This window comes from Caldivirga sp., from assembly GCF_023256255.1.
Lineage (GTDB): Archaea > Thermoproteota > Thermoprotei > Thermoproteales > Thermocladiaceae > Caldivirga.
In genome coordinates this window covers 52,353-65,995 of record NZ_JAGDXD010000028.1, presented here as the reverse complement: position 1 = coordinate 65,995, position 13,643 = coordinate 52,353, and the positions used below count along the sequence as shown (strand labels likewise).

Below are 13,643 nucleotides of genomic sequence, written 5' to 3'. Positions count from 1 at the left end.
AACCTTCTCATCACTACCAGTACTATTGAGAAGCCTTTAAATATGCTTAGGTTCACTTAAACCAATACTAAATAATGACTAATGCTCAGATGATGCTCAGGGTTTATTAACAGAGCCTAGTGGATGCTATAATTATGATAACTATAGATGGATCAATGGGTGAGGGAGGTGGGCAAATACTGAGGACTGCATTAGCCTTATCCATAGTTACCGGTAAACCCTTCAAGATAATTAACATTAGAGCCAAGAGGAGTAATCCAGGATTACAGCCTCAACACCTAGCTAGCGTTATGGCTGCTGCCAAGATCAGTGATGCTAAGGTTGATGGAGCCTATAAGGGGTCTTTAAGCCTAACATTTGAACCAGGGAAAGTTAAATGCAGTAGCTACAGTATTGATATTGGTACTGCTGGGAGCATAAGCCTAGTGCTTCAAACGCTACTGCCCGTACTAGCCGTAGTTAACTGCAGTGAAGTCACCCTTGACATAACCGGCGGCACAGATGTGCCTAAGGCCCCTCCCATAGACTACGTACGCTTTGTACTAGCCCATAACCTATCCTTAATGGGCGTGAGGGTTAACGTGGAATTAATTAGGAGAGGCCATTACCCGAGGGGTGGTGGTAAGGTTAAGGTCACTGTTAAGCCAGCCAGTAGGCTTAAGCCAGTCAACATAACTGAGCTTGGTGAATTAAGGGGAATCTGGGGCCTATCCCACGCCGTTAGGTTGCCAGGCCACGTAGCGGTTAGGCAAGCTAAGGCTGCTGAGGATTATTTAAGTAAACTAGGCTTAAAACCCAACATAAGCCTCGAGTATTATGAGCAGGGTAAAGACCCTCACCTAGGCCCTGGCTCCGGAATAACACTATGGGCCGAGTCCATTAATGGACAGAGGATTGGGGCTGATTCACTAGGAGAACGTGGTAAACCAGCGGAGGAGGTTGGTAGGGAAGCTGCAGAGGCACTTACAACGGTAATTAACGCGGGGGCAGCCTTCGACGACCACATGGGTGACATGCTTGTTCCATTCCTAGCCCTAGCGGAAGGCAACTCAGAGTACACTGTAGCAAACCTAACATCACACCTATCAACTAATATAAGCATTGTTAAATTATTCCTAGACACCAGGATAGAAGCCGTAAAGTATAGTAAGAAAGTTAAAATAACCATTAACCCGATCATCACATCAAAGAAGCCTTAAATCATAATATATACATACAATGGTATACGAAATTCTACTTACAGCCAGTTACCATTGGGCTTAAACCAGAATGTATAATGAGTTTAATAATTAAGTAATCTTGCTTAATGTTATTAGCTTAATGTTACTTTATTTATTATCTCATTTTGCTTACTTCATGTCTTATTGTTTATTGTCTTTTGTTGGTGTTGTTTATTATTGTTGGTAGGGTTTCTTATCTTCGAAGGTGTAATGTGGGTTTTATGGTGCCAGTCCCGGTTTCGAAGAAGCACCCACCATAAACCCACGAAACAAAACTTAAAAACCCACAACAGAATCTAAAAAAGAATTGAAAGGCATTTATAAGGACATTATAGAATGCCTAGCGTAACAAGCAGAATCTAAAAAAGTAGCAGTGGACTTATGAATTGACTGTAAGTATCCATTGCTGCAGAATCTAAAAACGAAAGAGTTAGATTTAGGAACTCTACCAGGTTTAGTCCTGACCAAGGTTGTTTCATTGATTGGCAGTGTTGTTGATGAATTAAGTAAGCCATGTTCAGTCCGTAATACCTTGTGTGTTACTATTCGTTAATTGCCTCTAATTCTCTTAAAGCTAACACCTAGGGTATCTCACCATAAACGGCTAAAATTTAAATGCAATATGCGAGGATTTTGTAAGTGAATTGTAATAAAAATCGAAAATTCTTTAAATTAACTTAATGAACTATGGTGCATTATGGATGCTAAAACCATAGGCTTAATAGTAGTAACCGTGTTAGCGGTAGTGGGTTTCGGGTTGGCTGGGTACTTTGCAGTTAAAACACCAACTAAAGTAACGGTTACGGTTCCCACAACTGTAACTACAACAACACCAATAACTGTGACGACAACCACAACGATGCCGACCACCGTTACTACAACATCCACCGTAACATCAACAACCACTAGTACAGTCACCAGTACCATTACGGCGACTGTACAGTCAATGTCAAGTGATAACCACGTTATGTTAGTATACAAGACTAATAGCGCCTTAGGTGTATTCCTAGACTTCCTAGATGGTATAGCTATTGAATCACCGTCTGATGTGTTACCACTCCTATCACTAAACTTCACTGCACAAGTAATGGGTGTTCCCTATCCAGGTGTATATAGCTACAGTACTTTTAACTCAACGTGGTTAGCAAACTTCTTCAGCACGTATGAGACAGTCTATTTCTATACTACAGCGTTACCAACGGTGAAGAAGATTAATGGTGATACATTCCAGGTCTCAGCAGTGGTTCAGTACTTTGTTGCGCCAGCTAATGACCCAATATATCTCCATGTCTTCAACGCGTCTGCGGTAGCTACTGTGAAGATAATTAATGAGACACCACTCATAACGCAATTAACGTGGATTGGTAACGAGTTACCACCATCAGCAGTAATAGCTGGTTATCCATCTCAACATGCATTGGAGGCTAATGAGGCGCTTGAGGCCTTCCTATGGCAGATCAACAGTATGGCCGCGGAATTCCCACCAAATGCAATAGCCCAGTACTTTGCATCTTCAGCTACATTAAGTGTTAACGGTCAATTACCACCTGGCTTAAAGACTGGCGTTTACAAGGGTTTAAGCAATATTGAGAATTTCTTCAACAATTGGGATAGTTACTTCATATTCGCTGCAACCTATTCACAGAATCTGCTTCCGAATGGGACTGCTATTCCACCAATGGTATCAATAACACTTAACCCAAGTGGAGCCTCAGCCACCGTTACGGCTAATGAAACAGTATTCCTAGGCTGGGTTGCACCTGGTCAATCCGGTTATCCAGCACTCTACGATATGCATGTTAACATCACGGCATACTTAATCTACAACGCAACTACCGCCTCTTGGCAGATAAATAACGAAACCATGGACTTCACCCTGGTTCCGCTAGAGGGCGATACAATGTCTGAGGTTGGCTTTGGGGCACCATATTATGGCAATACACCAGCCTTTGTGGTTGTGGCTGGTGAAACAGTTACCGTTAATGCAGTATCTGGGCAGAGTTACACATTGCAAGTGGGTAATATAAGGGTCGTAGTTAAGCCAGGCACCTATGCTGAGTTAGCCAACGGAAAGATGCTAAGTACCTATAACTTCAGTTTAGTAATTCTGGCGGACTATGACATCCCACCGCCTTATCAAAGTGATTATGTGCCCATATATACCTTCGCCTTCGAGGTTAATGGACAAATAACGCCAACAATAACCTTCGTTAATGCCAGTGGTAAACCACAGGGCATATTAACATACGTCTACACTGCACCGGGTGTAAACTGGACTAGTTGGACTTGGCTTGGAGGAATGTTTAATGGTACAATATATGTTGGTGGTAAATACGCCTTCGCAGACCACTGGACCTATTTCAGTAATGGGACAATGATGACAACTTTCATAAAGCCAGTACCATGGGTACTTGAGGCACCTAAGACGCTACCGATTTACATGACCCCAAGTATGGGTAATTCCTAAACTCAAAATGCTAATACTTAACTTTTAAAATAAAAACAGGTTTGTTTCTCATTCTCTTAAATAGGTTAACTACTAGAATTTAAATTAAAACATAGGTAAGAGCCTGATCTTCTTATCTTAGAGGGTCAGGGTTCTCGTATTGGTTAAGGCAGAAAGGAGGTTTAGGAGTTCCGCCGGATCTGCATTAAGCACCTTGCCTAGTCTATGCACTTGAATAGCCCCTCTTTATCATGAGTTTACGCAAGGTATTACCATGAATTAGGCCCTTGGATGAGGCGTATTACCCATATTCCCTCTCAACTTCAGTAGAAGAACTGAAGGAACTAAGCTATGGGTATTTTACGTGGTTCGATATATAAGGAGGATCTGAAAGTGAATGTTAACGCGAAGAATGCTTGCTGGGTAAATGAGAGTTAGGTTACTTGGGTCAATTGGGTATTAGGTGTTCTAGCTTCCTCTCGATATAGCCTAGTCTAGCATTCCTATGGATCTTAAATAATGATGGAAGATCTATGAGTATGCCGACCATTGCAGTTAGGTAGTATGAGATTGGGCTGAGTTAGGCCTTTGGATTACTACTGAACTTAACCTAGGGTTAATTCATAAACCGTATACTTACCGTAATAGTTTCTAAACGCTCCAGGTTCCGTAGCCAGTACCTCAGACTCTATGGGCGTTGTTGGTGGCCCTACTGAGAATTGGCTAAGTCCAATGCCCCAGCCTACGTAAACCTCATTAACCATTGATGAGACGTATTCTGCATTAGCCCTAGTGCAGGACCAGTGGTTGGCCAGTGTACAGAAGTAGCCTCCCGTTAACCTTAACGCATCATTAATGTAGTTGAGGGCCTCATTACCCTTAACAACCCTGACGCTTGATGGTTCAGCAACACCAGCATGTAGTGTTAAGACTCCCCTAAAGCCCATGGACTCAGCCAAGTTGCGGCTTGGATTGTTCCACTCAGCTATCATCAACATGACGTACCTAGCCCCCGTGGCCTTAGCCTCACTAATAGCGTACATTGTTAAGGCCCTGCCTATACCCATCCTCCTATAATTAGGCTTAATCCTAAGCCCCTCAAGCCAAACAGTGTCATTACCCATGTTAACCATATTCAACACACCCAACACCTCATTATCCCTAACAGCAACGTAGGCAGTCCCGGCCTTAACCCATTCATAAATCGCCCTTGGGACATAATCACCCCAGGGGAATGTACTACTGGTGAAATCAACCACCTGGTCAATATCGCTTAATGCAGCCTTCCTAATCGTAAAATCCATGAAGATAAGCCCCCTATGGATTTATAAACATTGTTAATGGCTCTGGAAAATTAGGTGGTGCAGGTATTTAATAGCAGGTTAATGCCTAGGGTCTGGGAAACTAGTACCTAATGTGTGTAAACTATGTTGCCTTAGGGGGCCTTTCCTCAATAGGGGTATTTGACCCAGCCTTAGTAATTACCCTAGCTATGCTAACTGTTTTCAATAAGACCCCTGCCATTGCCGGCCAAGGCACTTTAAATATGGTTAAGGGTAGGGAAAGTATGAAGAGGCTTATGCCCACTAAGAACACTAACGCATTCCCCCTTCCTATAATTAACTTGAAATCATCATACAGTAGGAGACCTGCCACCAATTCGAAGGAGTACCCAGCCATGAGGAATACCTCCATGGCTAACCACTGGTGAATAATGCCCATTACTATGAATAGTAGGGTTAAGGCCAATGAGTAGGGCGTGTATTTACGTATGTAAGCTGAGGAACGTAGATTGGAGTTACTGAGCAGCCTATATGTTACTACTCCAAGTATCCATAAGAACCATAGTATGAGGACTAGTGGCATTTGGAATAATGATTTAAGTGGAATCGCTGGCACTAAAATTAGAACCACCAGTATGATTAAGCCGGCCGTTAAACTGGTCACCATGGCTAATTGAAATTTTATCATCGAACACGCACGTATGCGTATTGTTTAAAACATTCTGCTCTAAAGCATGATTGTTACTCTAATTTCATTCATCTCCCTATAGTATCTTCAACACCCTCATGCATAATCCTAGACTTCTTATAAGCCAACTAAGGGTACGCGCTTAACCCACTTGAGGTAGGGTAATGTACAGTACCCTTAGGTTACTATAACGTGTGCTACGTAAGCTGCAAGAGTTAAACACATAGTAATGGGGCTGGCTCTAGAATAATGAATACAGTACCTTTCAATTTTGACTATTCAATAAGCGTATTCTACAGGTTTTAAAGCTTAAAAGGGGTGCAGCATCTTAGCAGTATGGCTGTTATTAAGGATGTGGAGGTTTACCCGGTTAGTGACTTGGCTACCGCCAAGGCTAGTCCGTGGGCTTCTGTTTCAATAATAGTGAAGGTTGTTACTTCAGATGGACAGGTGGGTTATGGTGAGGCTGTACCGACTCTTAGGGTTAACCAGGTTGTTAAGGCTATTGAGGAAGTTAGGAGGCTTGTTGTCGGTAAGGATCCCTTTAGGATTGAGTATATTTTCAGGGAGTGGTATAAGCATGACTTCTACATTAGTAGGTCCTTTGAGTCCGCTACAGCCTATAGTTCAATTGACATTGCCCTTTACGACATATTGGGCAGATACTATGGGGCACCAGTGTACCAGTTAATTGGTGGGTTGATTAATGATAAGGTGAAGGTTTACGCTAATGGCTGGTACTCGGATTGCGTCACCCCTGAGGATTTTGCTAAGAGGGCTAAGGAGGTTGTTTCAATGGGCTTTAGAGCCATGAAGTTTGATCCATTTGGCCCATACTTTGACTCAATGGATAAGGCCGGTTTAGAGGAGGCTGTTGAGAGGGTTAGGGCTGTTAGGGAGGCTGTGGGTAAGAACGTGGATATACTTATTGAGGTTCACGGTAGGTTTAACGTTAATACAGCGGTTCAGATGGTTAGGGCAATGGAGCCCTTTGAACCATTGTTCATAGAGGAGCCGATTCACCCTGACCTAAACATGGAGGGGCTTGGTAAAGTTAAGAACGCTACGAGGGTTAGGATAGCTACGGGCGAGAGGATTATAAGTATTGAGGAGGCCCTTCAGTTAATTGAGAGGGGGTTAGTGGATGTTCTTCAACCAGACATAACTAATGCCCTAGGCTTCACTGGAATGAGTAGGATTAGGGCATTAACCGAGGCCTATGGTATAGAGTTAGCTCCTCACAATGCCTTCGGCCCTATTCAACACGCCGCCACTCTTCAATTCGATGCAGGCACCTTCAACGTATTGATTCAGGAGAGTTTCTACGAGTTTTGGCCCCAGTGGAAGCGCGACATAGTTGGTAATGCCTTTAAACTCAATAATGGTTACCACACAGTACCCAGTGGGCCGGGTCTTGGGGTAACTGTTAATGAGAGGTTGCTTGATGAGTTGAAGTTTACAGGTATGGAGCCCTTCCATGAGGAGGAACCCGTGTGGGTGATTAAGGGTACGTGGAGGAGGTATGGCTCCTAGTGAGTTTAGTTACTGGCCTGCTTACTAGTCCTCCTCCAGGTTGATGGGTAAACCCCCCTTGGCATAATAACTCTAGTTGGCTTAGCTACGATTCCCTTACTCATGCTGAGTATACTATCCGTTGATGCGGTGGATTCAGCCAGCGCCACTAATTCCCCCTTAAGCGTCATTAAGGCTACTAACTGCCCACTCTTAATACCCTCCTCAACCTTAGCAACCCCTGGTGCAGCTAATGATGCACCATGGGCTACAGCGTCCACTGCCGAGTCCCTAATGTAAATCCTAGGTAAGTGAGCGACCATTTCCTCAACGGGCCTAATTACCCTCCTAAGCAGTGACTCATCACCGTAATCCCTCCAAAGCCAGTAAGCTTCCCTTAACGTGTCAAGGTTAACCGCATTCTCCTCCCTGAAGCAGCCAACCCTAGTCCTCCTTAACTCCCTCATGCTTGCGCCAACGCCTAAAACCTCACCAATGTCGTAACATAGCTTCCTAATGTAGGTTCCTGACTCAACATCAGCCTTGAAGAGAACGTACCTACCGTCGAACTCCATTATGTCTAGGCTATAGATTGTCTTAACCCTAATCCTCCTCTTAACCGCACTCTTTAGGGGTGGGCGTTGGTATATTTTACCCGTGAATTCCCTGAAGACAGCCTTAACCCTCTCCTGATCCACCATTGAGTGCAGCAGCATGACTCCCACGTACTCCTTATCAACATTACCTATGCCCTGCAGTACCTTAGTTGAGTCACCTAAGGCTATTGGAAGCACACCCGATACCCCTGGGTCAAGTGTGCCAGAGTGCCCAGCCCTACTAATGTTAAGCATTTTCTTAACCCACGCAACAACCTCACTACTTGTAGGCCCCCTAGGTTTATCAAGGATTATGAAACCATAATTAATGTACTCCTCAATCCTCCTTTCATATGGGTTAACACCATACCTTGGATCAGTATCCTCATTCACCTTAACCTTAATTACCCTTTCACCACCGCAGTTAACTACACTAGACATAAACCACTGCCTCCTTGCTTTTGAGAATTTTATTTACTTACCGGTTTTAGGGTTTAAACAATAATTCACTTAGTTACCTTAACCGTGGGCACCATGAAGAGTTTAGGTTGAACACCCTTCTTCATAACGTCAACTAACCCAGCTGCCTCAATGGCCTTAGCCACCTCCTCATCTGAGGCACCCTTACTTATCTCAATCTTATACTCAGTTGGCTCAAGGTGCTTAATGTTTGTTCTCCTCCTCTTAACGCCGGTCAGATTCCTGGGGCCTGTAACAATAACGAACCTCTCATCCACTATGTCGACGACAACGCACATTCTCCCAGCCTCCTTACCAGCCAGCTTAACGCACACCCTCCCAACATCAAAAACCTTAGGCATGATTAAGCCCTAGAGGCAAGCCTTAAAATGCTTTATGGTACTTGAACCACTTAAACTAAGCATAGTTCCCACACCACCTTAATGCACCGTGAAATGACTTAACCCAATTATGGTTATGCATAATGGGGCATGAGTATATTGGCCACACCTTATGCTTAACTACACTTGGCTAGGGTATCTACAAGTGTTAGGACATCCTTGGTTCTTCTTATTACATACGCCTTACACTTAATTGCCTCATATGGGCTTGAATTAACTGGGGTGTATAAGCCGCCTGGATCATAAAGTACCCCTACTATGCCGTACATTAATGCCCCAACGAAGTCCTCCTGAATATTATCACCAACGTGCGCAGCCACATCCGGTACCCTATCCCCAACCAGTGAGTTTATGAGGGTTTCAAATATTATTGGATGCGGCTTTGGGTAACCCACCTCATCGGAGAAGACTGCGTAGTCTATGAATCTCCATAGGCCAAACCTGGTTAAGAGTGCCCTAGATACCCTACCTGGCCAGAATATGACGTTCGACACAATGCCTACTAACCAATCCTCCTCCTTAAGTATACTGAACACTTCCTCAACACCCTCTATGACTTTAATGTTCTGTGAGTTGATCACAGTGTCGGCTATGATGCTTTGAAGATCATTAACCAACCTGTTTGAGAAGGGTATGCCGTACCTTTGCCCAATCCTCTTAACTAACCTCCTAGTATTCTCCATGGGTGGTGTGTATAGTAGGTTCATAACCCTATTAACCCTAACCTCCCTCTCCATTAACTTATAGTAGTCAGTAACTACACTTGAATCAACAGTATAACCTATCTCCCTATAATACCTACTTATGGCTTCCCCAATCTCCTTAATTAACGCATCCCCATACTCAAGCACTGTCTGATATACATCAAACGTTATTACCCTTGTTCTTTCCGCCACAGTTAACTCTCAATGAGCAGGTTTTTAAATTATCCATAAGGACGGTCTATTAAATACCTTAACTAAGCCCTCCAAGCCTACTCTAGTAATGGGCTTGTGAAGGTGCCTGACCTCAACGCTCCTCGGCTCCTCTAGAATAACCTCACTACTGTAGCTTACTTGCCTAGGTAACCCAGTGATTAGCCCACATTTAGGGCACTTAAGTAACCCAACCCTACCAGTGGATTCAAGGCTACCACCGCACCTAGGGCATTTTGGGTTCCTAGCAACACCTTTAATCATTAAAGCAACCCCACCCTCCATGTATAAGTCTAGGCCGCTGATCCCAGGTTTAACCCCACCGTAGGCTATTAGGTAAGTTGCCTTGTCAACACTCTTAAACCCATAATGCCTATAGGTGAACACTTGGGTTGAACCAACGTTAAGCTCAATATTACCACCCCCCACTTGCCTCATGCCGCTCACGGAACCCTCAATGTAACCAGTCGTGTACGGTTTATTTACAATACTGTTAAGATTATGGCCAGTAGCCTGATTTGTCAAGTAAATTAACCACTTTGGCTCAATGTCAATTTCATCAATTAGGAATGAGGCGAAGTGAATGATGTGATAGGGTGAATCACCCCTGATACCGAAAACCACTGGATCATTACCGTGGGGTTGTATTAGAATGTGCCCATCACTCATGTTCTCGAAGGTTAATGGACTTGTTGAATCATTCAACCTCTTAACGAGACTAAGGGGAATTCTCGGCTTAGGGGTTGATTCACTGTAGGCAAGCAGCTCCAGGGTGGAGTCTAGCCTTAAGTCAGCCATTACTGAGGCTAAGGCTCCAATAACTCCCCTGCCACCCCTGTGGATTACACCCAACCTGTTCATCCACCTAACTGCCACATCCATGGGGATGACGTCCGTTAAGGCCTTCCAGTATATCCAGTGTTCACTATTATTGGTTGAAATCACTATACCTGGACTCGTCTTACCAACCCTATGTGAATACGAGTCCACAGCCCATTCAGCTAGCTCCAATGCCTCCCCTGGTTCATCTACATTAAGGCCCACTGAAACTGCAGCATTCCCCCTTGTCTTAAACGGTATGTTTGGGTTAAGCCTAATTAACCTAGGGTAATCAATAATCCTCCACTCACCCCTGGTTCTGAGGAATTCCTTAAGCATATTGTACATTACGTAGGTTGTGCAACCCTTATCATACGTGTCAGTGTCATCAATACCAACCCAAATAATCATACCTTTAACCAGTGGCTTACTGGAGCACACTTGTTATTAACTTAACGCGACCCATGAATTAACGTGGATTAAGGTAAACTATTGAGCTGGGATTACACTGCCTTGATTTATCTTTATCCTTGATGGCCACCAATTATACTTACCTGCTAAAACCATTATAGCAGGCATTACAGCTGGCCTTATTAGGAAGGCGTCTATTAGGACGCTTAAACCAACGGTGAAGCCTATTTCCCTAAGTATGTATAGTTGGGAAACCATGAGGCTCATGAAGGCTATCGCCAACACTAAGGCGGCTCCAGTCACTATTGGGCCAGTGTTCTCGATGGCGGTCAATATTGCCTCAGGGTCACTCTTACCTTTAGTAACCTCCTCCCTAACCCTCGTTACTATGAATATATCGTAATCAGTACCGACGCTCGTCAGTAGAGCGAAGAGTATTATTGGCAGTAGCCAGTATGTCTCAACTCCAAGCAGCTTATAGAATATTAATTGGCTTATAGCCAGCGACCAGGAAATACTAATCATCACGGTGGCCAGTAACCTTAAGGGGACTACTATGCTCCTTAAAGCTAGGGATAGTATTAAAATGTTCAAAGCAATTATCAGTATCGCTATTTTACTGTAAAATTGATCCTCAAAAACCCTAACGAAGTAGTACTTGTTGGCTGCATCCCCACCAATAATTACCTTAATGCCATACTCGTCAGCGACCTGGTTCGCTAAGTTACTGAGCTTCACGTAAACTGGTATTAACTTATCTGAGAGGGCATTATAACTTGTGGTTACTTTAAGTATTGCTATTGTAGATGAATTATAAGCCACGCTGACGCTCCTGGTGAAGTTGAGGGAATTAATGCTACTTACCAGTGATTGCAGGGCATTGGCATTATTGGGTTCAAGGATCACGTACTGCGTCGACTCAACGTAATTGGGGAAGTAATGCCTCAGGATGCTGAATGCGTAAACTGACTTAGTGCTAGGCATTAGTAGGAGGGGGTCTGAGGTAATGGGGTTCTTAATGATGAAGAGTATTGAGAGTATGGTGGGCACTAGGGCAATTGCTATGATTAACCAAGGCCTTCTTAGGGAGGACCTGGTTAATTTAATAATCACTCTAGTACTTAATTCCCTTGTAGATGACTTAAGGCCCATTGGCCATAGGATCCTATCATTCATTAGAAGTATTAATGATGGTAGAACAACTGTTGTTGCAAGTATAACGAAGGCAACAGTGATAATGTATGATAATCCAATCACTTGAATGTACTGGTAATTAGAGACTATGAATGAGCCTAGGCCTGCGGCTACAACACTACCTGAGGTGAGTATGGTTGGTATTGTGAAACGCCTTATAGCACCTAATGCATGCAATGTATCAAAACCCCTCCTCCTCTCCTCTAAGTATCTCCCGATAACCAGTAAACTATAATCAACACCAATGCCGAACACTATGGGTGATATCATGTATACTGTTAAGTAATACACAGTTAACCCCATTTTACCGAGGAAGTAAACAACGCCAAGAACTGCACCATAGGATAGGATAAGCATCATCAATATGATTATAGGTGCTACTAATGTACCTAACACGAAGAGTAGCATTAATAGTACTGAGACTCCACTAACCTCATCAATCATAGGTACGTCCTTCTCTATTATCTCTGATAACTGGCTTAGAACTATACTTGTTGAAAATGGGTAAGCATAATCATAGTTAATGAACAGATTGTTAACTTCCGTATCATTAGTGGAGTCAACTATAACCAGTGCATATCCACCTGAGTATAGTGAACCATTAGTTATGTTGTTGGCGTAGGAGTATGATGGCTTCCTGTACGCTGACAAAACCACGAAGCTTAATGAGGAGTTAAGTTCACTAATAGTGACGTTAACCTGGGATTCATTAGCGCATGCCAGTTGAATTAAGTATGGTTTAAGTAATGGGGGTGTTGAGTTAATGAACTGAGAGGCCACTAGCCTAGCGGTAAGGGTTCTTGGGGGGTTGGGGCCAAGGGCAATCATGAGTGGGGCTAATGGGTTACTTTTAGTTAAGTTCCTTAGTATTGGCACGTAGGTGCCGTTTATCCTAGATAATGTTGAATAGTAAGATGCAGAGAGAGCCTTCTTAACTATACCTATGTTTAAACTGTAAATAGGTAAATCACCTATTGAATAGTTCAGGTACTTAATGAAGTAAACCAAGTATGGCTTAAGCCAGCTTGAGTAATTACCATTGCTAAGTAGGACTTGCCCAGTTTCATTTATAACATACCACACTGGGTATGAGTATCCTACTGTTGATAATTTCATGAAGAAAACCCTCATAAATGACGTGAAGAAGTTCCCGAATTCACTTACCGTTAACGTGTAGTTACTGAGCGTGGAGTAGTACTCATTACTGATATTGTATAATTCACTGCATAGTGATGATTCATTAACGTAGATCTCCCACACAACATCAGTATAGTTGCTTAAGTACTTCTTAACTGTATCATTGGTAATAGCGTAGTAGCGGCTAATAATCTCATCATAAACACTATTTAAGTCGTAGTAAGTTAAGTTAAGTGACCTTAATTCACCATCAATGTTACTGAGCACGTAATGCGAATTATTAACATCACCCACGTAGACCGGTATCACAACTAAGCCTGTTTGATTACCTAAATACTCGCTAACTATATTGGAGGCGGCCTTAGCCTCAGTCCACTGTGGAAGCACCTTACTATCGCTGTACACTAGTATCTTAAACGCTGATGGTGCGTATGGAATCAGAGCTAATATAAGTGTGATCCAAGCCACAATGATTACAATGCTTAACACAACCCTACGGTTACTGAAACACCAGAACCCATAACACATTGCTAATAAATAGTTTTCCACACAATGAAATGGGG

The 13,643-nt window shown here is 43.2% G+C and carries 10 protein-coding genes; 3 read left to right on the top strand and 7 right to left on the bottom strand.

Going from position 1 to position 13,643, the window contains the following annotated elements:
• Positions 1–134: 134 nt before the first annotated feature.
• Together rtcA and Q0C29_RS04715 are read left to right on the top strand one after the other, a co-directional pair.
• Positions 135–1,199, top strand: a complete 1,065-nt coding sequence (rtcA, locus tag Q0C29_RS04720; RefSeq protein WP_291999506.1) for an RNA 3'-terminal phosphate cyclase — start codon at positions 135–137, stop codon at positions 1,197–1,199.
• Between the two features lie 718 nt (positions 1,200–1,917).
• Entirely contained in the window at positions 1,918–3,687 is a 1,770-nt protein-coding gene (locus Q0C29_RS04715) for a hypothetical protein (RefSeq protein ID WP_291999505.1), read from the top strand.
• A gap of 584 nt (positions 3,688–4,271) precedes the next feature.
• Here the strand turns inward: Q0C29_RS04715 and Q0C29_RS04710 are convergent.
• Both Q0C29_RS04710 and Q0C29_RS04705 read right to left on the bottom strand, forming a co-directional pair.
• Positions 4,272–4,970 (bottom strand): GNAT family N-acetyltransferase, encoded by a 699-nt coding sequence (locus Q0C29_RS04710; RefSeq protein ID WP_291999504.1) that lies wholly within the window; start codon positions 4,968–4,970, stop codon positions 4,272–4,274.
• 121 nt (positions 4,971–5,091) lie between these two features.
• The gene (locus tag Q0C29_RS04705; RefSeq protein WP_291999503.1) at positions 5,092–5,637 is read right to left on the bottom strand and encodes a hypothetical protein; all 546 of its coding nucleotides are present in this window, start codon (positions 5,635–5,637) and stop codon (positions 5,092–5,094) included.
• Positions 5,638–5,973: 336 nt separating this feature from the next.
• Here Q0C29_RS04705 and Q0C29_RS04700 point away from each other — a divergent pair, with 336 nt between their 5' ends.
• The gene (locus Q0C29_RS04700) at positions 5,974–7,170 is read left to right on the top strand and encodes a mandelate racemase/muconate lactonizing enzyme family protein (protein WP_291999502.1); all 1,197 of its coding nucleotides are present in this window, start codon (positions 5,974–5,976) and stop codon (positions 7,168–7,170) included.
• Between the two features lie 5 nt (positions 7,171–7,175).
• On the opposite strand, the gene Q0C29_RS04695 is transcribed toward Q0C29_RS04700, so the two are convergent.
• From Q0C29_RS04695 to Q0C29_RS04675, 5 genes are all read right to left on the bottom strand, one after another.
• A complete protein-coding gene (locus Q0C29_RS04695) occupies positions 7,176–8,186 on the bottom strand; it encodes an RNA-guided pseudouridylation complex pseudouridine synthase subunit Cbf5 (RefSeq protein ID WP_291999501.1) in 1,011 nt (336 codons plus the stop codon).
• A gap of 65 nt (positions 8,187–8,251) precedes the next feature.
• Positions 8,252–8,566, bottom strand: coding sequence for a 50S ribosomal protein L14e (locus tag Q0C29_RS04690; protein ID WP_291999500.1), 315 nt, complete (start codon positions 8,564–8,566; stop codon positions 8,252–8,254).
• Positions 8,567–8,721: 155 nt separating this feature from the next.
• Complete coding sequence (locus tag Q0C29_RS04685) at positions 8,722–9,501, bottom strand: HAD family hydrolase (RefSeq protein WP_291999499.1); 780 nt, start codon at positions 9,499–9,501, stop codon at positions 8,722–8,724.
• 24 nt (positions 9,502–9,525) lie between these two features.
• Complete coding sequence (locus Q0C29_RS04680; RefSeq protein ID WP_291999498.1) at positions 9,526–10,749, bottom strand: DUF1743 domain-containing protein; 1,224 nt, start codon at positions 10,747–10,749, stop codon at positions 9,526–9,528.
• A gap of 78 nt (positions 10,750–10,827) precedes the next feature.
• Complete coding sequence (locus tag Q0C29_RS04675) at positions 10,828–13,608, bottom strand: MMPL family transporter (RefSeq protein WP_291999497.1); 2,781 nt, start codon at positions 13,606–13,608, stop codon at positions 10,828–10,830.
• Positions 13,609–13,643 lie beyond the last annotated feature (35 nt).

Bases quoted from the DNA above. Each gene is read 5' to 3' on its own strand.
- Q0C29_RS04680 (WP_291999498.1), bottom strand. From the start codon at position 10,749: ATGATTATTTGGGTTGGTATTGATGACACTGACACGTATGATAAGGGT.
- Q0C29_RS04705 (WP_291999503.1), bottom strand. From the start codon at position 5,637: ATGATAAAATTTCAATTAGCCATGGTGACCAGTTTAACGGCCGGCTTA.
- Q0C29_RS04690 (WP_291999500.1), bottom strand. From the start codon at position 8,566: ATGCCTAAGGTTTTTGATGTTGGGAGGGTGTGCGTTAAGCTGGCTGGT.
- Q0C29_RS04700 (WP_291999502.1), top strand. From the start codon at position 5,974: ATGGCTGTTATTAAGGATGTGGAGGTTTACCCGGTTAGTGACTTGGCT.
- Q0C29_RS04710 (WP_291999504.1), bottom strand. From the start codon at position 4,970: ATGGATTTTACGATTAGGAAGGCTGCATTAAGCGATATTGACCAGGTG.
- rtcA (WP_291999506.1), top strand. From the start codon at position 135: ATGATAACTATAGATGGATCAATGGGTGAGGGAGGTGGGCAAATACTG.
- Q0C29_RS04715 (WP_291999505.1), top strand. From the start codon at position 1,918: ATGGATGCTAAAACCATAGGCTTAATAGTAGTAACCGTGTTAGCGGTA.
- Q0C29_RS04695 (WP_291999501.1), bottom strand. From the start codon at position 8,186: ATGTCTAGTGTAGTTAACTGCGGTGGTGAAAGGGTAATTAAGGTTAAG.
- Q0C29_RS04675 (WP_291999497.1), bottom strand. From the start codon at position 13,608: ATGTGTTATGGGTTCTGGTGTTTCAGTAACCGTAGGGTTGTGTTAAGC.